This window comes from Nocardia bhagyanarayanae, assembly GCF_006716565.1.
GTDB lineage: Bacteria > Actinomycetota > Actinomycetes > Mycobacteriales > Mycobacteriaceae > Nocardia > Nocardia bhagyanarayanae.
In genome coordinates this window covers 163,522-181,017 of sequence record NZ_VFPG01000002.1, presented here as the reverse complement: position 1 = coordinate 181,017, position 17,496 = coordinate 163,522, and the positions used below count along the sequence as shown (strand labels likewise).

At 70.0% G+C, this 17,496-nt stretch carries 10 protein-coding genes, 1 tRNA gene and 1 pseudogene; 4 read left to right on the top strand and 8 right to left on the bottom strand.

Going from position 1 to position 17,496, the window contains the following annotated elements; genetic code table 11:
• Nucleotides 1–111 precede the first annotated feature (111 nt).
• Nucleotides 112–9,420: a fatty acid synthase subunit beta domain-containing protein gene (locus FB390_RS27550; protein ID WP_425465938.1), complete on the bottom strand. Its 9,309-nt coding sequence runs from the start codon at nucleotides 9,418–9,420 to the stop codon at nucleotides 112–114.
• Between the two features lie 437 nt (nucleotides 9,421–9,857).
• On the opposite strand from FB390_RS27550, the gene FB390_RS27545 reads away from it, so the two are divergent.
• A tRNA-Leu gene (locus FB390_RS27545) sits at nucleotides 9,858–9,939 on the top strand.
• A gap of 94 nt (nucleotides 9,940–10,033) precedes the next feature.
• Here the strand turns inward: FB390_RS27545 and FB390_RS27540 are convergent.
• Nucleotides 10,034–10,561 carry a GntR family transcriptional regulator gene (locus tag FB390_RS27540; RefSeq protein ID WP_141812181.1) on the bottom strand — a complete coding sequence of 176 codons (528 nt, stop codon included), beginning with the start codon at nucleotides 10,559–10,561 and terminating at the stop codon, nucleotides 10,034–10,036.
• On the opposite strand from FB390_RS27540, the pseudogene FB390_RS34460 reads away from it, so the two are divergent.
• A pseudogene (locus FB390_RS34460) lies at nucleotides 10,511–10,834 on the top strand (YbhB/YbcL family Raf kinase inhibitor-like protein); the annotation flags it as partial. The gene FB390_RS27540 and the pseudogene FB390_RS34460 sit on opposite strands and share 51 nt — an antisense overlap.
• 81 nt (nucleotides 10,835–10,915) lie before the next feature.
• On the opposite strand, the gene FB390_RS27530 reads toward FB390_RS34460, so the two are convergent.
• A complete protein-coding gene (locus FB390_RS27530; protein ID WP_141812180.1) occupies nucleotides 10,916–11,764 on the bottom strand; it encodes a 3-hydroxybutyryl-CoA dehydrogenase in 849 nt (282 codons plus the stop codon).
• Between the two features lie 222 nt (nucleotides 11,765–11,986).
• Between FB390_RS27530 and FB390_RS27525 the strand changes: the two genes are divergently transcribed.
• The gene (locus FB390_RS27525; RefSeq protein WP_141812179.1) at nucleotides 11,987–12,523 is read left to right on the top strand and encodes an SMI1/KNR4 family protein; all 537 of its coding nucleotides are present in this window, start codon (nucleotides 11,987–11,989) and stop codon (nucleotides 12,521–12,523) included.
• Between the two features lie 49 nt (nucleotides 12,524–12,572).
• Here the strand turns inward: FB390_RS27525 and fdxA are convergent, their stop codons facing one another.
• The 3 genes from fdxA to FB390_RS34955 form a co-directional block, all read right to left on the bottom strand.
• Nucleotides 12,573–12,908, bottom strand: a complete 336-nt coding sequence (gene fdxA / locus FB390_RS27520) for a ferredoxin (protein WP_141812178.1) — start codon at nucleotides 12,906–12,908, stop codon at nucleotides 12,573–12,575.
• 122 nt (nucleotides 12,909–13,030) lie between these two features.
• Entirely contained in the window at nucleotides 13,031–13,999 is a 969-nt protein-coding gene (locus FB390_RS27515; RefSeq protein WP_141812177.1) for an NADPH:quinone reductase, read from the bottom strand.
• 141 nt (nucleotides 14,000–14,140) lie between these two features.
• Nucleotides 14,141–14,404 carry a DUF3263 domain-containing protein gene (locus FB390_RS34955; protein WP_425465937.1) on the bottom strand — a complete coding sequence of 88 codons (264 nt, stop codon included), beginning with the start codon at nucleotides 14,402–14,404 and terminating at the stop codon, nucleotides 14,141–14,143.
• A 263-nt stretch (nucleotides 14,405–14,667) separates the two neighbouring features.
• Between FB390_RS34955 and FB390_RS27505 the strand changes: the two genes are divergently transcribed.
• Complete coding sequence (locus tag FB390_RS27505; protein WP_246124408.1) at nucleotides 14,668–15,822, top strand: lipase family protein; 1,155 nt, start codon at nucleotides 14,668–14,670, stop codon at nucleotides 15,820–15,822.
• 33 nt (nucleotides 15,823–15,855) lie between these two features.
• On the opposite strand, the gene FB390_RS27500 is transcribed toward FB390_RS27505, so the two are convergent.
• Both FB390_RS27500 and FB390_RS27495 read right to left on the bottom strand, forming a co-directional pair.
• Nucleotides 15,856–16,488: an HAD family hydrolase gene (locus FB390_RS27500; protein WP_141812175.1), complete on the bottom strand. Its 633-nt coding sequence runs from the start codon at nucleotides 16,486–16,488 to the stop codon at nucleotides 15,856–15,858.
• A complete protein-coding gene (locus FB390_RS27495) occupies nucleotides 16,485–17,468 on the bottom strand; it encodes an NADPH:quinone oxidoreductase family protein (RefSeq protein ID WP_141812174.1) in 984 nt (327 codons plus the stop codon). Before FB390_RS27495 ends, FB390_RS27500 begins: the two co-directional genes overlap by 4 nt.
• Nucleotides 17,469–17,496 lie beyond the last annotated feature (28 nt).

The following is a 17,496-nucleotide window of genomic DNA, read 5'->3' as shown; positions in this document are numbered from 1 at the left end:
TAGGTGGAGTGCGGCCGTTCGCGCGGCCGCACTCCGCTCACCGGACCCGGCGTGACCGCCGGGTCCCGGCCGCCCGCGCCGGACGGCCTGAGTGAAGGGTAGTGGCCTGAGTCACCGATCCAAAGAGCCATCGCCCTCGAGTTGCCCGGCGACGACCGCGCCCGTGCCGCAACCGAATCCGTCGGCGCGGTAGGCGCCGTCCGCGCCGAGGCGAGCCTGCGGCGAGAGCAGCATGTCCGCCTCCAGCTGGCGAATCCGCTTGGCGGGCGTGCCTTCTCCGCCGAGCCGCCGGTCCGCGGGCCGCTCGTACAGCGGCGCACCGCCGCACATGGCCTCGACGAACCGCTGCCGACCGGCCAGCTGCCGCTGTTCGGCCTGACGCTGGTACTCCTCGCGCCGCGCGGGCTCGATGGCACGCAGGAACGCCTGCGGGTGCACCACCGCGAGCAGGCCGGAGACGTGCCCGAAGCCGAGCGAGGTCACCAGACCGGCCTTGAGGGGGAACCGCTCGCCGAAGCGCAGCGGCTCGCGCGGCCACACCAGGTGCGGGTAGGCCTGCATCTTCTCGTCGACGCAGTCCAGGCTCCGGTTCGGCGGTACCACACCGGTTTCCAGCACCTGGCACAGGCCGATCAGCTGGAACGCGGCAGCGCCGCCCTTGGCATGTCCGGTCAGGCTCTTCTGCGAGACCACGAACAGCGGCGCGCCTTCCGAACGCCCGATCGCCGCGGCCAGCCGCTCGTGCAGCTCGGACTCGTTGGGATCGTTGGCCGCGGTGGAGGTGTCGTGCTTGGACACCACCGCGATCTCGTCCGGGGTGACGCCGAGCTTGCGCAGCTCCGCGGCGAACCGGGACTCGCGTCCGCCGCGACCCGCGCCGAGCGCGCCGAGGCCGGGCGCCGGGATCGAGGTGTGCACGCCGTCGGCGAAGGACTGCGCGTAGGCCACCACGCCCAGCACCGGAAGACCCATCTCCAGCGCCACGTCGCCGCGGGCGAGCAGCACGGTGCCGCCGCCCTGCGATTCCACGAAGCCGCCGCGGCGGCGGTCGTTGGCGCGGGAGAAGTACCGGTCGCTGATGCCCTTGGCGCTCATGGTCGCCGAGTCGGCGGTAGCCGACATGTCACCGAAGCCGACGATGCCCTCGATGCCGAGATCGTCGTAGCCGCCGGCCACCACGAGTTCGGCCTTGCCGAGCCGGATCTTGTCCACGCCCTCCTCGACGGACACCGCCGCCGTGGCGCAGGCGGCCACCGGGTGCACCATCGCGCCGTAGCTGCCCACGTAGGACTGCACCACGTGCGCGAGGGCCACGTTCGGCAGCGCCTCCTGCAGGATGTCGTTCGGTCGCGGCTCGCCGAGCAGGTTGTCGACGTAGAGCGAGCGCATCGAGGACATGCCGCCCATGCCGGTGCCCTGGGTGTTGGCGACCAGCGAGGGGTGCACCCAGCTCATCAATTCGGCGGGGCTGAAGCCGGAGCCGAGGAACGCGTCCACCGTGCAGACGATGTTCCACAGCGCGACCCGGTCCACCGAGGCGGCCATGTCGGCGGAGATGCCCCAGATGGTCGGATCCCAGCCGGTCGGGATCTGGCCGCCGACAGTGCGCGAGAGCTTGGCCTTGCGCGGCACCCGGATCTCGGTGCCCGCCTTGCGCGTCACCGTCCAGTCGCCGGAGTCCGGCACCGCCGTGATGACGGTGTGCTCCGGATCGGCCGCGTGGAAGGCGCGGGCCTCGGCCTCGCTGCCGACCGTGAACGACAGATCCTGATCGAGGAAGACCGAGGTCATCAGCGGCGCGGTGTTGTCGAGCATGGCGCCGTCGTCCTCGTAGCGGCGGATGCCGCAGCGGGCGACCACGGCGTCGTGGTAGCGCTGGGCCACTTCGGATTCGGGAACGTAGTCGCCCGATTCCGCGTCGTACCAGCCCGGCTTGGGATCGTTCTCCCAGGTCACCATGCCGGTGGTCCAGGCGAGTTCGAGCACGCCCGCCGCGGAGAGCTCGTCGGAGACCTCCATCTCGAAGCGGGTGCGCGACGAGCCGTACGGGCCGAGCTCGGCCGCGCCGACGATGACCACCATGTCGGCCAGATCGGCGGTGACCTCACCCCACTCGGGCACCGGCAGTGCCGAGGTCATGGTCGGCGGGGCGGGCAGGGCCGGAATAGTCGCGGCCGCAGCGGTTTCCGCGGACTCCGCCGCCTCCTGCTCCGCCGCTTCCTTGGCCAGCGCGGGCAGATCCAGCTTGGCCCTGGCCAGTCCGCCGGTCAGGTCGATCTGCTGCGGACCGGTGGCCGTCACCTGACGGGCCCGCGAGGTGCACCACTTGAGCAGTTCGTCGGCCATCTCGGTGGTGGACCAGGTCTGCACGCCCGCCTTCTCGACGGCCTCGACCATCGGGTCGTTGTGGCCCATCAGGCCGGTGCCGCGCACCCAGCCGATCAGCGCGTGCACCAGGGTGACCCGCGTCGACCAGGACTTCTCGGCCCGCCACTTGGCGACCACCGCGTCGAGCGCCGCCTTGGACTCGCCGTAGGCGCCGTCACCGCCGAACATGCCGCGGTTCGGCGAACCGGGCAGGACCACATGCAGTTTCGCGTCCACGTCGTGATCGGCGCCGAGCTTGGACAGCCCGCCGATCAGCCGCTCCACCGACCAGAGCAGCACGCGCATCTCCATCTCGGCGCGCGCGCCCGCGTCGGCCAGGTCGCCCGCCACCCGCGGCGCCGCGAACGGCAGCAGCATGGTCGGCGTCATGGCGTCCTTGATCTTGACCTTCGCGCCGCCCGCGTTGTCGACCTGTTCGCTGCCGACCCAGTCGATCAGCGCGTCGACGTCCTGGTAGGAGGCCATGTTCGCGGGCACGACCCAGAGGGCGGCGCCGTGCCTGGCGTTCTCGCGGTAGAGCTTCTTGTAGAAGCCGAGACGGTCGTCGTTCAGGCTCGAGGTCGTGACGATGACGGTCGCGCCGCCGCCGAGCAGGCGTCCGGTCACCGCCGCGGCGATGGAACCCTTGCTCGCGCCGGTGATCACCGCGATGTCGTCGGACCACAGGCCCGGCTCCTCGGTGCTGCGCGCGGCAACGGCGATGCGCTCGTACAGGCCCGCCAGCACCGAGCGCGCCTGGTGCTTGGCCTGCTCGCGCCACCATTCGGCCTGCGCGGCAACGGCTTCGCCCGCACCGAGGAACCCGATGACCGATCCGTCGGCCGTGTCCGCGTCGTCGACCAGCCACAGCCGCGCCAGATCCTCGCGCGCGGTCGCCCAGCGGTCGTCGATCAGCACCGCCTTGCGTCCGTCGAACGCGGGCGCGACCAAACGCGGCCAGTCCGAACCCAGTTCGGCCGAGACCAGGTCGACAAGCGTGTCGTCGGTGGTTTCCGGCGCGGACACCTGATCGGTGAGGCCCAGCTGCTCGAGGATGACTCGCGCCGCCGAGGCGAGCACGCCGTCGCGGCCGGTGATCTGCTCGGTGAACTCGCCGAGCGCCGCCGCGTCGACCGTGGCGCCGCCGCCACCGCCCGCCGTGGGCAGCGACACCGCGACACCGCGCCGGGCGGCGACGGCCTGCACGGCCGCGTCGATGGCGGCGTCGACCGAGGCCGCGTCGTTCAGCGCGCCCGAGACCAGTCCGCCGAGATCGCCGCCGCGCACGCTGGTGCCTTCGCGGGTGCCGAGCGAGACTTCGGCGGTGACGTGGCTGGCCCAGCCGTCGCCGAGCTCCCACACCTTCTTGACGCGCTCGGCGATCGCGGCGGGCCGCTTGCCGGACGGGCCGAACACCTTGCGCAGGTGGTCGTTGATCGAGTCGGAGAGCACCGAGCCGAACGGCTTGTAGGTGCGCGCCAGCCGCTCGACCGTGGCCGAGAGCGCGCCCATGTCGGCGTCGGCCGCGCCGTCGATGGCGCCGAGCGAGAGCTCGGAGCCGAGGTCGACGAGCAGCTGGTTGCGCCGCGAGGAGACGCCGTCGCAGAGGCCTTCGATGGTGTCCACCGGGCCGATCTGGTCCAGCCGCAGCTTGGTCCACAGGGCGATGAGCACGCGGGTGGCGTCGGCGGCGGTGAACAGGATGTCGTCGGGGCGGGGTCCGCCCGAGCTCGCGACAGGGGCCGGGGCGGCCACCGCGGCGGGCGCGGCGGCGGCCGGGGCGGCGGTCTCGGCCGGGGTCTCCTCGGGCTCGTCGACCGGGGCGGGGTCGGTGTCGGTCGAGTAGACGACCGCGGCCTCGCGCTCGATGTTGAGCACCTCGACGGTGGCGGTGCCGAAGCTCGGCAGCTTCAGGGTCTGGCTGGCCAGGTTCGCCACGGTCGGCGTCGCGCCGAGACCGATCTCGACGAACCGCTCGACACCGAGCCCGCCGTTCTCGGCGTCGGTGAACAGCAGGTCCTGGGTCTCGATCCAACGCACCGGGCTGGCGAACTGCCAGGCGAGCAGCTCGATCAGCACCACCCGGCACAGCTCGGCAGGCTGGGCCGCCCAGCTGTCGAAATCGGCGAGCACCGCGGTGAGCGGTTCCGAGGGCACCAGGTCCGCGATCTCCTGGACGAAATCGCGCTCCAGCGAGAACGGCCTTGGCACCAGGTTCGGAATGTAGCGGCCGACCAAGACGTCTGGCCGCAGGTCCGTTGGCAGCAGCTGCTCGAGCTTCTGCCGGAACTCCGGCACGCCCTTGCGCAGCACGGTGGAGTGGAACGGCACGTCGATGCCGGGCACCAGGATGAACGCCCGCTTGCCGCCGAATTCGGCACGGCGGCGGTCGATCTCGGTCTCCAGCGCCTCCAGGCCCGCCACCGTGCCCGCGATCGCGTACTGCGAGCCGCGCAGGTTCAGGTTGACGACCTCGAGGAATTCGCCGGTCCGCTCGGAAACGCTCTGGACGAAGCCGATCACGTCCTCGTCGGGCAGGCCGATCTGCGAGGGCCGGATGGCGGCCATCCGATAGTCGCTGCGGCCCTGGGCATCCCGCGGAACCAGCTCGTGCATCGCCGAACCGCGCTGGAACACCACCTCGAGCACCGCCTCGAGCGGCAGCACCCCGGCGACCGCGGCGAGCGCGTTGTATTCACCGACCGAGTGGCCCGCGAGCATGGCGCCCTCGACGAAGGCGCCCGCCTCGCGCAGCTCGGCGACCTGCGCGACACCCAGGGTCGCCATCGCGACCTGAGTGAACTGCGTCAGGTGCAGCACGCCGTCCGGGTGCCGGTGCTCGACGCCGCGCGCCTTGAGGTAGGTCGGGTTGTCGCGCACCACGGCGAGGATCGAGAAGCCGAGCGCCTCGCGGGTGTGCTTGTCGGCGCGCTCCCAGATCTCCTTGGCCGCTTTGGACCGCGACCGGGCGTCCAGACCCATCCCCTTGCGCTGGATGCCCTGCCCCGGGAAGGCGTACACGGTCTTCGGCGCCTTCGTGCGGCCGGTCGCGGTCATCACGAGATCACCACCCGTGCGGCAGGAGACCTCGACGATCTCGCTGCCCGCGTCGACGGCGATCCGCTCGACCCGCACATCGATCTCCGCCCCCGGACGCACCATCCCGAGGAAGCGAGTGGTCCATGCGGTGAGAGTCCGTGCGGGAACCGAGCTTTCGGGATCCACGGCGGACACCGCGTGCTGGGCGGCGGCCGACAGCCACATGCCGTGCACGATCGGGCTGCCCAGCCCGGCGAGCTTGGCGGCGTTGTCGCTGGTGTGGATCGGGTTGTGGTCGCCGGACACCGCGGCGAAAGCGTGCATCGCGCGCGGCGCGACGAGAGTGACGTCGCGGCGACGGCGGCGGGGGGTGTCCGTGGCCGACGCGGCGGTGCCCGCGGCCCGCGGCGGGTCGGCCAGTTCGCCCGCGCCGTTGCGGCCGCGGATGGCGAAGCGCTCGCTGAGCCGGGCCAGCGGCACCACGTCCAGGCCCTGGTCGCGCATCTCGCCGACGGTGACCTCCACCTCGACGACGCGGCCCATGTCGGTGTCGAGCACCGACTTCGACTCCGCGCGCACCACGAGAATGCTTGTGGTGTCGGGCAGTTCGCGCAGCAGCTCGATCTGGTGGTCGAGGTGCACCAGGTCCAGCATGCCCTCGATGACCGAGCACGCGTCGCCGGTGCGGGTGGCGCCGAGCACCGCGAACACGGCGGGCCAGCAGGCGCCGACCAGCACGTCGGGCGCGGTGCGGCCCAGCGTGCTGAGCGAGGCGGGCAGACCCGAGCCGGTGACACCGGCGTGGTCGGCGATCAGATCGGGAGTCCAGGCCAGGTTGACGTGCGCGACCGAGCCCTTCACCTCCGGCAGCGACTGTCCCGCCGCGACCGCGAGCAGCGCGGCCATGGCGGCTTCGGCGTCGGCCTCGGTGACGACCGGCGAACCGCCGTTGTAGATGGAGACCGGCACGGTGATCCGGATGCGCACCGCGTCGCTGCGCAACAGCGGGACGGTCAGCTCGACGTAGGAGTTGTCGGCCTCCGGACCGGTGGTCTCGACGAGGGTGGCGCCGGTGCGCGGGTGCACGGCGCCCTTGCCGTCCACGGTCCATTCGGTGTGGTCGCCGAGCCGGTGCACCGGGTTCACGGTGGTGCGGCCCGCCCACTGCACATCCGGCGCGGCGAGCACCGCGTCGATCGGGCCGCTCGTCACCCCCGCCGTGCGGCGCGCGTCGATCGGGGCGGGCACCACGCCCGCGCGCACCAGCGAGTAGGCGGTGTCCTGCTCGAAACGGTCCAGCAGCTCGCCGACCGGCTCGTCCACCCGGGTGATACCCGCGACGGACACGGTGCCGGGGATGACGCACACCTGATCGGCCGAGTAGCGCGGATCGTGCGCCTGCCACAGGGAATCCGAACGCCACCAGCGCCGTACGTCGGCGTCGACGACCGGGACGAAGTTGACGGGCTTGCCGGGCGTCTTGCACAGCGCGATGAAGAACGGCACGTCGGCGGGGTGCAGCAGGATCTGCTCGGCGGCCGGGTACTGCTTCTTCAGCGTGCACAAGGCGTCGACCGGGCGCTCGAACGCCTCGTCGTCGGCGAACAGCGTCGGGATCTCGCCGCGGTCGGCCGGGTGCAGGCGGGACTCGGTGCGGCGCACCATCTCCGCGAAGCGGTCGCGCCAGGTGATGTCGAGCCACACCGACCGGGTGGCCTCGAGGATGGCGTCGCCGAGGTCGCTGCCGCAGTCGAAGTCCTTGCGGCGGTCCAGGCCGACGGCCAGCTCGACGTAGCGCTCCAGCCATTCCAGGTACGTCATGGTGCCGAGATCGCCGAAGTAGGGCTTGGCCGTGCCGTCGAGCGCCTCGATGATCTCCGCGCGCCGGGCGGCGACCGCGTCGGCGTCGCCCGCGACCTCGTCGAGCAGGCGGCCGGTGCGCGAGGCGGCGTTGTCGATCTCGTGGATGTCGGCGCCCAATTGGCTACGGCCCGAGGCCATTCCGCCGGACGCGGTGCCCGCGCCGACCCAGTCCGGGGTGCCGGGGGTGTCGACGAGCAGCTGCTTGACCTCGGGTGCGGTGGTGGCCTCCAACGTCGCCATCGCCGCGGTGCCGACCAGCACGCCGTCCAGCGGCATCACCGGGTAGCCGTGCGCCTGCGACCACACGCCGGTGAGGTACTCCGTCGCGCGCTCGGGGGTTCCGATGCCACCGCCGACGCAGACCACCACGTTGGGGCGGTTGCGCAGTTCGGCGTAGGTCTCCAGGAGCAGGTCGTCCAGGTCCTCCCACGAGTGGTGGCCGCCCGCCTTGCCGCCCTCGATGTGCATGATCACCGGGTAGTCCGGCACCTCGTCGGCGATCCGCAGCACGGCGCGGATCTGCGCGACGGTGCCCGGCTTGAACGCGACATGCGAGATGCCGACCTCGGTGAGCTCCTGAATGAGTGCGACGGCCTCGTCGAGCTCCGGGATGCCCGCGGTGACGATCACGCCGTCGAACGGAGCGCCCGCGCTCCGGGCCCGCTGCACGAGGCGCTTACCGCCCAGCTGCAGCTTCCACAGGTAGGGATCGAGGAAAAGTGAGTTGAACTGCACCGCGCGACCGGGCTGCAGCAGCTGCTTCAGCTCGGCGACTCGGTCGGCGAAGATCTGCTCGGTCACCTGGCCGCCGCCCGCCAGCTCGGCCCAGTGGCCCGCGTTCGCCGCGGCCGCGACGATCTTGGCGTCCACGGTGGTCGGCGTCATGCCCGCGAGCAGGATCGGCGAGCGACCGGTCAGCTTGGTGAACGCGGTCTCCACCACGATCCGGCCGTTCGGCAGCCGCACCGGGCGCGGCGCGTAGTCCGACCACGGCCGCGCCTGTTCCGGAGCCGCGCCGGGGGTCAGCAGGCTGCGCTGGCCCGGGCGGGTCGCGGCGGCGACGATACCGACGCCGGTGCCCTTCAACGTGCCGCCGGTGAGACGGCTGAGCAGATCACCGGGGCCGAGATCCAGAATCCACTGCGCGCCCGCGGCGACCACATCGTCCACGGACTGCACCCAGTCCACCGGGTCGACCAGGATGGCCTTGGCGAGCGAACCGGCCAGCTCCGCGTCCAGTCCGCACTGGGCGGCCCAGCCCGCCACCATTTCTTCCGTCTCGGCCAGGGCCGGGTGGTGGAAGGCGACGTCGACCGACACGTCCTCGAAGACCGGGGCGAACACCGCACCGCCGCGCACCTTCGCATCGCGGGCGCGGGTCTGCTCCTCGGAGATCTGCGCGCAGCGCTGCCGCACTCGCTCGAGCTGCGTCGGGGTGCCGGAAAGCACCGCCCTGCGCCGCCCGTTGCGGATCGAGACCACAGCTGCCGCATCGGGATTCACGCCTTCGGCGACCTCGGCGACCACCGCGCGCAACTGCTCAGGGTCCACGTTCGACACCGCGACCATCGGCGAACGCTCGCCCACCGGCATCAGCCCGCGCCTGCGCGCCACCAGATTGCCCGCGGCGCCGATCAACTGCGCGATCGCGAGCAGCTCCGCGTCCCGCGCACCGGCCGACCGCACCGCCGCGGCCGCCAGCTTGCCCTGCGAGTGTCCGACGACGGCGACCGGCGCGTGCTCGGCGAAATCGAGACCCTGCAAGCGCAGCGCCCGCAGCGCGGCCAGCTGCGTCAGCAGCACGCCCGGCATCGACACGGCCGCGGACCGGAGCACCTGCTCCGAAGGCGCCGCCGAGGTCTCACCTTGCTCGGTGTCGACCAGCTCGTCCTCGAGCATCCACGCGATCGGGTCGAACCCGACCGGACGGACCACGAGCAATTGTGCCGCAACGGGTTCCAGCAGCGCGGCCGCCTCGTTGACCAAGGCGGTCAGCTCCGGCTCCAGCGCGCTGTCGCGCCCGATCTCTTCCAGTTCGCCGAGCCATTGCGCGCCCTGCCCGCCGAAGGCCAGCGCGTACGGCGTCCCGTTCAGCAAACGATCGAGCAGCGGCGATCGCACGCCGGCTGCCTGCCCGGCAGTCCTGACCACCTTCGCGCTCGCTCCGGTTCCGGTCTCGGTGCTCTCGTTGATCGTCAAGACGCTTCGACTTCCTTCTCCTGGCGACATGCCCGTTGTCGACACGCCGCTTCCTATAGGTGCGCGGGTCGTCCTCGACCTCTAGGCCTGATACGGGCGAGGATGGCACAAAATCATGAGGAAATCCTCACGTTTGGCTCGTCGGCGAGCCCTTACCGCTCGGTATTTACGTACGTGCGTGCCAGAATGACGAAAAACATGACCAGTCCTCATGTTTGAACGCACTGGTCCACCCGGTTACTAACACGTATGAAACATGAGTGCCCCTCATGTTGACCGTTATGGAATCGTTATAATCCCTGGTGGTGTTACCGGCCAGTACGACACTCGCCACAGTTGCTTCGCGATCTCGGTCAAGCCCGGTAGAGTTTGGACGGTCGTACCATCAAGCGCGAGTGGCGAAATTGGCAGACGCGCCAGATTTAGGTTCTGGTGTCCACGGACGTAGGGGTTCAAGTCCCCTCTCGCGCACAGTTTTCGGGGCCCGAGGCCCCGCGTTCGGATCAGTAGTCGATGACCGCTTCTCGGCCGACATAGAACCGACCGGCGCGGCGAATCACTCTTGCTACTCGGTCGATGCGGCTGCGGTCAGAGTGAGGTGCTGGGTCAAGATCTCGGCCGCGGCGTCGGCGTCGCGGGCCAGCGCCGCTTCCTCCAGCCGACGGTGTTCGTCGGCGCCATCGCAGCCGGGGTCGCGCTGTGCCGACCAGCGGCGTGTCAGTTCGCTCGCGGTCCACATTCGGTCGAAGGTCTCGAGCAGGACGGGGTTTCGGCAACCCTCCAGCAGCGTTCGATGGAAGGTCCGATGGGCTTCGAACCATGCCTCGCTGTAGTGCCTACCGTCGTCCGGGACGAATGCCGGGGTCCGCGCCAGCCGGTGGTGGGCGGCTCGCACGTCGGCCTCCCAGTCGACGTCGCCGCGATCGATCGGCATGCGCAACACAACCGGTTCGATGGTTCGGCGTGCCTCGGCGATCTCCTGCCAGCGGCGGTCGGAGAACGGCGGGACCGCGAAACCGCGGTTGGGCAGCCGGTCTGCGAGGCCATCGCCGTCTACGATCCCGACGCCCCGACCGGGTCCGGGTTCTGGCACTGGGCGGTCGCCGACATCCCCGCCACAGTCACCGAACTGCCTGAGGGTGCGGGGGACGACATCGGGTCTGGCTTGCCAGAAGGGGCCTTCCAGCTCCCCAACGACGCACGCGAGACCCGCTTCCTCGGCGCCGCCCCGCCCGCCGGGCACGGCCCCCACCGCTACTTCTTCGTGGTGCACGCACTCGACGTCGAGTCCATCGGCGTCCCCGCCCCCCTCAAAGCGACCCTCGGGATCCTCGAACGCACCGTCCGCCGACGCACGGCGGGCTGATCAGACACCACCGCTCACCTCTCGATGACCATCGTCGGGTGGCGCGGTGGTGTCGTGCAACGGGCGATGCGCCCGCGCGTGTCAGTTGTAGCTGTAGAAGCCGCGTCCGGTCTTGCGGCCGAGGCGGCCCGCGTCGACCATCCGGCGCAGCAGGGCGGGCGGCGCGTAGTGCGGTTCGGCGAACTCGGCGTACAGCGACTCGGCCGCCGCCAGTGCGATGTCGAGGCCGACGGTGTCGAGCAGGGTGAGCGGACCCATCGGGTAGCCGCAGCCGCCCTTCATCGCCGCGTCGATGTCCTCGGCGGAGGCGTAACCCGACTCGAGCATCCGGACCGCCTGGCACAGGTACGGGATGAGCAGCGCGTTGACGATGAAGCCGGAGCGGTCGCCGGCCTGGACGGTGGTCTTCTTCAGGGTGTTCTTCGCGTAGTCGGTGACGGCGGCGGCCGTCTCCGGGGAGGTCACCAGGGTGGAGATGATCTCGACCAGCGGCATCACCGGCACCGGGTTGAAGAAGTGCACGCCGACGACCTGCTCGGGGCGCTGGGTCGCGCCCGCGACCTTGATCACCGGGATCGACGACGTGTTGGTCGCGAGGATGCCGGTCGGCTTCACGATCTTGTCGAGCTTGCCGAAGATCTCGTACTTCAGCGACTCGATCTCCGGGGCGGCCTCGATGACCAGGTCACGATCGGCGAACTCCTCGATATCGAGGGTCACGCGCACCCGCGCGAGCACGGCGTCGGCGTCCTCCTGGGTGATCTTGCCCTTCGCCACCCCGCGCGCGATCGACGAGGCGATCCGCTGCTGCGCCGCGTCGGCGAACTGCTGCGTCGTCTCGAGCACCAGGACCTCGCTACCGGCCTTCGCACACACCTCGGCGATGCCCGCACCCATCGTGCCGCCACCGATCACACCGATCAACTTCACAGTCTTGTCTCCTATCCGAATCGACACCCATTCCTAGCAGGGCCCGAAATCGAGCGCCGAACAGGAGGAGGGTCCTGCGGCGGGTCGGCGACGAGGCGGTCCGCTCGACATCAGCGTCGCCCGAAACCAAGGACTGTGTTGCCGCCGATTCGAGACACGATCCTCGTCGCTGGTCGCGACGCCGAAGCCGGCGAGTGACGGCCGTACCCGATGATGGGGGTCATGATCGACTACACGCGTCTGCTGAACCGGATTTCGGCTCGGGCGCGAGACGAAGGTCTGCCTCTACTCGCGCCCATCACCGATACGGAATTGGTAGAAGCGGAATCTCGGCTCGGCTTCGCCCTCCACCCCCTTCTCGCCGACGTATACCGGCAGATCGCGGACGGCGGTTTCGGCCCCGAATACCAGTTGCTCCGGCTACTCGACGGTGACGCAGAGACCGTGGTCTCGGCCTATCTCGCGAACCGGGCCTCCGGCGCGGGTACCGAGTGGGCCTGGCCGGAGGGGGTCGTACCGATTCTGACGTGGGGATGCGGCATGTACGCGTGTGTCGACTGTCGCAGCGATGAGGGCACGGTGCTGCTGTTCGAGCCCAACCCGGGCGATCCAGACGCCGCGTGGTTCCTCGATACGCCGAGCCTGGCGCAATGGTTCGAGGACTACCTCGACGACACCGGCTGGTGGGTTCGACTCGAAGACGGCGAAGACGTCGACGACATGCCACTGTGGCCGCACGCCCGAGCACGCGCGAGCTGACCGGCCCCGCTCAGACGCCACCGCCTCCGCTCAGTCGTGGCAGCAACATTCACGGCTGGTATTCCTGCACGAACACCGTGTCGACTCCCAGCGCGCCGACGCCCGCCGCGGCACCCGGCTGGCCTAGTGGCGTTTGCCGTCCGGGTAGCGGTTCGGTGAAGAAGCGGGCGTTCTCGATGACGAATTGCTCCTGGCCCGCGGGAATGTCGTCTTCGAAGTAGATCGCCTCGACCGGGCAGACCGGTTCGCACGCCCCGCAGTCGATGCACTCGTCGGGCTGGATGTACGCCATCCGATCGCCGATGAAGATGCAGTCGATCGGGCACTCCTCGACGCAGGCCCGATCCAGGACATCGACGCAGGCAGCGCCGACCACGAACGTCACAATCTTCTCCTCTGCCGTTCGGCACCCCGCGACTCGCGGATGTTCCGATCCTGGCGCCCGATCGTGGGCGCGGGTAGGGGTCCGATACCGACCACCTCATAAGTTGGCCTTATGGGACCGCGTCAGATTTCCAGCACGAGACGCGTACCGCGCAGCCGCTCCGTCTCGATTCTGCGATGCGCCTCCGCGGCGGCGGACAGCGGAAGCAAGTCGATCGCCCGGGGCCGCAGCGCTCCGTCGAGCAGGTGGCGGTTGATCACCGTCGCGGCCTCGCGCAATTGGGTGACGGTCGCGCGGGAGATGACGAAACCGCGAATCGAACCGTCCTTCAGATACAGCGTCCCCGTGGGCAGCTCGCTTCGGGAACCGGTGCCTGCCATGACGACGACCCGGCCCCCGACCGCGAGCATCGCCACGGCATCCACCATGTCGTTCCGACCGGAGGTGTCGATATAGAGGTCGACGCCGCTGCCGACGATTCCGCGGACCTCGTCGACGATGTTCCGCTCGCGATAGTCGATGGTGTGCGCGGCGCCCACGCGCCGGCAGTAATCGTGGTCGTCGGGATCAGCGGTCGCGATGACCGTGCCCCCGGCGCGGCTGATCAGGGCCACGAGTGCGCTGCCGACGTTGCCTGCGGCGCCCGCGATCAGTGCCGTATCACCCGGCCGGAGATGCCCGTGCGTGAACGCGGCGAGGTAGGCGGCGGCCGCCGGATGGACGATCGCCACCGTCTCGGTTGGCGATGCTCCGTCGGGCAGATGGTAGAGGCGATCGACAGGAACGACGGCGAGCTCGGCGGCCGCTCCCTGCCGCCCTTCGTGCCCGAGGCTGTTGCACCAGACCTGATCGCCGGGAGCGAATTCGGGCGAAGGTGATTCGACGACGTTGCCGACCAGGTCGCGGCCGATCACGAACGGAAACTCCATCGCGGTCGGGTATCGCCCGGAGCGCACGAAGGTGTCGACGGGATTCACCGCGGTGGCCATGACTCCGACCAGAACGTCGCCCGGACCGCGTACCGGCGGCGGCAGCTCGCCGTAGACGATCGATTCCGACGGCCCGAGTCGTTCGATGTAGGCAGCTCGCACGCGATGGCCCTCCGATATTCCATTCGAATGGGCAAGCGGAGTGGGCCCAGTCTGTCATGCCGTTTCCGGGCGGGCAACGACACAGCAGCCTGCGCGCGGTGACTCGGAATCAGCCTTGGCGTGCGATGCCCCGGACGGCCACTACGGCCTGCGAGCCTCTGGCCGGCGATTCGAACCAGCCCTCCCGGGCGACGCGCGGGTCAAACGATCGACGCACTGGTCACGGAGTTCGGCGACGGTCGAATTGCTGAGCGCGCGGGCGGCAGGCGAACCGAGCAGGCGCATCAGGCGAATGTGGAACTCCCTGGGGCGGAGGCCGAATCGTACGAAGGCTTCGTCGTCGTTGCCGCCGTAGGGCGCCCACGCGGCGGCGAATTCCAGTATTTCGTGTTCGAACGGGCTCATTGTCGACCTTCGGGCGGGGATGTGACGCTGCCGGCTTGTGTCGCGTCGCACAGCGGTACCGGCGTGGCTATTGACAGTGCCCGACCCGCCCGACAAAGTCAAACCAGATTCGAATTCGAAAACAAGCATGCGCGCACGCTCGCGGGCGGGGACGGCTACACGCTTCGGCTCGGTGGACCGTGCGTCGCGTACGCGAATCTACGTACGAGCCCGCTGTTTTCGACGGACGCGGAGCGCACCGGTCCGGCGCGACGATCGGCGGTGTGCAGAAGCGATACATGGTTCTGGCGGCGCTCGCCGCCCTGTCGTCGGCGACCTCGATCGGCCCGGCGTCGGCCCAGCCGGGGACGGGAACGGAGGCGGGCGCGATCGTGTCGTCACGGGTCCTTGCCGAAGCCGAACTGATTCCCGAAGCGGCCGAAGGTTATCGGCTCGTCTACCGGACCACGGGACAGAACGGCGAACCGGCGGTCAGCGGCGGCACCATCTATGTGCCGTCGGGGACTCCCCCGGCGGACGGCTGGCCGGTGGTGTCGTGGGCCCACGGCACGAGCGGCATGACGCAAGGCTGCGCGCCCACCCTGAACGGCGGTATGGCCGATACCTTCGACGAAACGCCGCAGCTGTCGAGCTACCTGGCCCAGGGCTACGCGGTGGAGGCCACGGACTACATCGGCCTAGGCGCACCTGGCACCTACGAGTACCTGGCCGGCCGAGCGGCCGGCCACGCGGTCCTCGATATCGTCCGCGCGGGTCACGCTCTCGATGCCGCGTTGTCGAAATCCTTCGTGGCGGCCGGGCATTCCATCGGCGGCCAGTCCGCGCTCGCCGCGGCGCAGATGTGGCCGAGCTACGCCGCCGAACTGGACCTGCGAGGCACGGTGGCCTACGCCCCCACGAGCAACGTCGAAGACGTGATCGCCGCACTGGGCCGCCCCGGCACGCCCGCGCTCCCGTCACTCGACGGCCTGCATGCTCGCCTCGTGATGATCCTGGCCGGCCTCGACCACGCCCGCCCGGATGTGCGGGTCACCGACTACGTGAGTCCACACGGTCAACGTGTGCTCGCGATCGCGCGAGCCGGGGAGGAGTGCCTCGGCGCCTTGGAAGCCGCGGTCGCCGGGCAGCCGGTCGGACTGCTCTTCTCCGCGCCGCTGGCCGATCCGCCCCTGATGGCGGCGTTGCGCGACTACCTCTCGGTGCCGACCACCGGCCACCACCGGCCGGTGCTGCTGCTGCAAGGTGCGGCGGACAAGGTGCAGCCCCTGCCGACCACGGTCCTTCTGCACCAGCAACTCCAGCGGGGCGGCGCCGACAGCCGACTGGTGCTGCACCCGGCGGCCGACCACTTCACCCTCCTGCCGACCGCCGCCTCCGACACACAGACCTTCCTCGCCGGTGTCCTTCCCGCCCATTGACGAAAGCCCTGATACCGCTGGCGTTTCGCTCGTTCACCCGATGCGGAACCGCTCGGCCAGCTGACGACCGGTGTCCTCGGCCGAGGTGTGCAGCACCCCGGCGATGCCGAGTCGCGCCGCGCCGTCGAGGTTCTGGCGCAGGTCGTCGATCATGACCGCCCGATTCGGCTGCACGCCCAGACCGTCGCAGGCGATCTGGTAGATCCGCCTCGACGGTTTGCGTATGCCCACCTCCGAGGAGATGACGACGACATCGGCGAGGGCGGTCAGATCGAATCCGGCGTAGCAGTCACGCCCGAAAGCGTTCGACACCAGCGCGACGGGAACCCCGGCGGCGCGTATCCCCTGAATCAGCTCGATCGTCGCCTCATCCCTGGCAAGCGCGCTCTGCATCCTGGCGCTCAACGCGCCAGGATCGACATCGGCGCCGTGCGCACGCAACCGTTCGGCGAAACCGTTGTCGAAGGCATCGGCATCGATGCGGCCGGATTCGTGGTCGGCGAGCAGCTTTCGCGCGATCTCGTCCGTGCTCAACAAGGTGATCGGCAAATCGGGATACCCGAATGTCGCGCCGAACGCGCGGAACGCGTCGAGCACGCTCGTAGTCATGACGCCGCCGAAATCCACCAGGACCGCGTCGCGCGGGTCGACCGAGGGCGCGGTCATGGCTGGAACACGATTCGTCCGACGGTGCTGCCGTCGCCGAGGCGGCCGAGTCCGTCGGCTACCTCGGTCAGGGCGAGCCGCTCGCTGATCAGCGGCTTGATCGCGCGGTTCGCCGCGAGCCGGGTGAGCTCGTCGTGGCAGTCCTGGATGGCTTGCGGATCGTGGTGCTTGTACAGCCCCCAATGCAGCCCGATGATCGAATAGTTCTTGATCAGCGCGTGATTGAGCGCGGGCTGGGGAATCGTGCCACCGGCAAAGCCGATCACCAGGATGCGGCCTTCGAAGGCGATGCATTTGGTGGATTTGGCGTAGGCGTCACCACCGACCGGGTCGTAGACGACGTCGACGCCGCGACCGCCGGTGAACTCCTTGACGACCGGAAGGAAGTCCTCGGCGTGCCGATCGATCACGAGGTCCGCGCCGAGAGCCCGGCAGTACTCGGCCTTCTCCGCGCCACCGACGACACCGATCACCGTCGCTCCGGCCGCTTTGCCGAGCTGGACGGCACAGCTGCCGACACCACCCGCGGCGGCGTGCACCAGCAGGGTCTCCCCCGGCAGCAGGCTGGTCCGCCGGTGCAGTGCGAACCAGCCGGTCTGGTATCCGATGCTCAACGCCGAGGCCTCGGTGTCGTCCAGCGCGGCAGGCGCCGGGAAGGCGTTGGCCTCCTCGACGACGGCCAGTTCGGCGAACGCGCCGCCGGGCAGGTTCGGGGTGCCGATCACCCGGTCACCGACATCGAACCGGGTGACTCCGGCGCCGATCGCGACGACCTCGCCGCACAGCTCGACACCGGGCGTGAACGGCAGCGGCGGCTTGATCTGATACTCGCCGCGGCACAACAGCACATCGGGGAAGTTCGCCGGTGCGGCGAGCACCCGCACCAGCAACTGCCCCGTGTCGGGCTCCGGGTCCGCGACTTCTTCGAACCGCAGCACCTCGCGCGGTTCGCCGAGTTCGTGTACTCGCCATGCTTTCACCGTCGAACTCCTTGTGGTGGTTCCTGAT

Coding starts and splice junctions, on each gene's coding strand:
- FB390_RS34955 (WP_425465937.1), bottom strand. CDS start 14,404: ATGAGCCCGTTCGAACACGAAATACTGGAATTCGCCGCCGCGTGGGCG.
- FB390_RS27500 (WP_141812175.1), bottom strand. CDS start 16,488: ATGACCGCGCCCTCGGTCGACCCGCGCGACGCGGTCCTGGTGGATTTC.
- FB390_RS27525 (WP_141812179.1), top strand. CDS start 11,987: ATGATCGACTACACGCGTCTGCTGAACCGGATTTCGGCTCGGGCGCGA.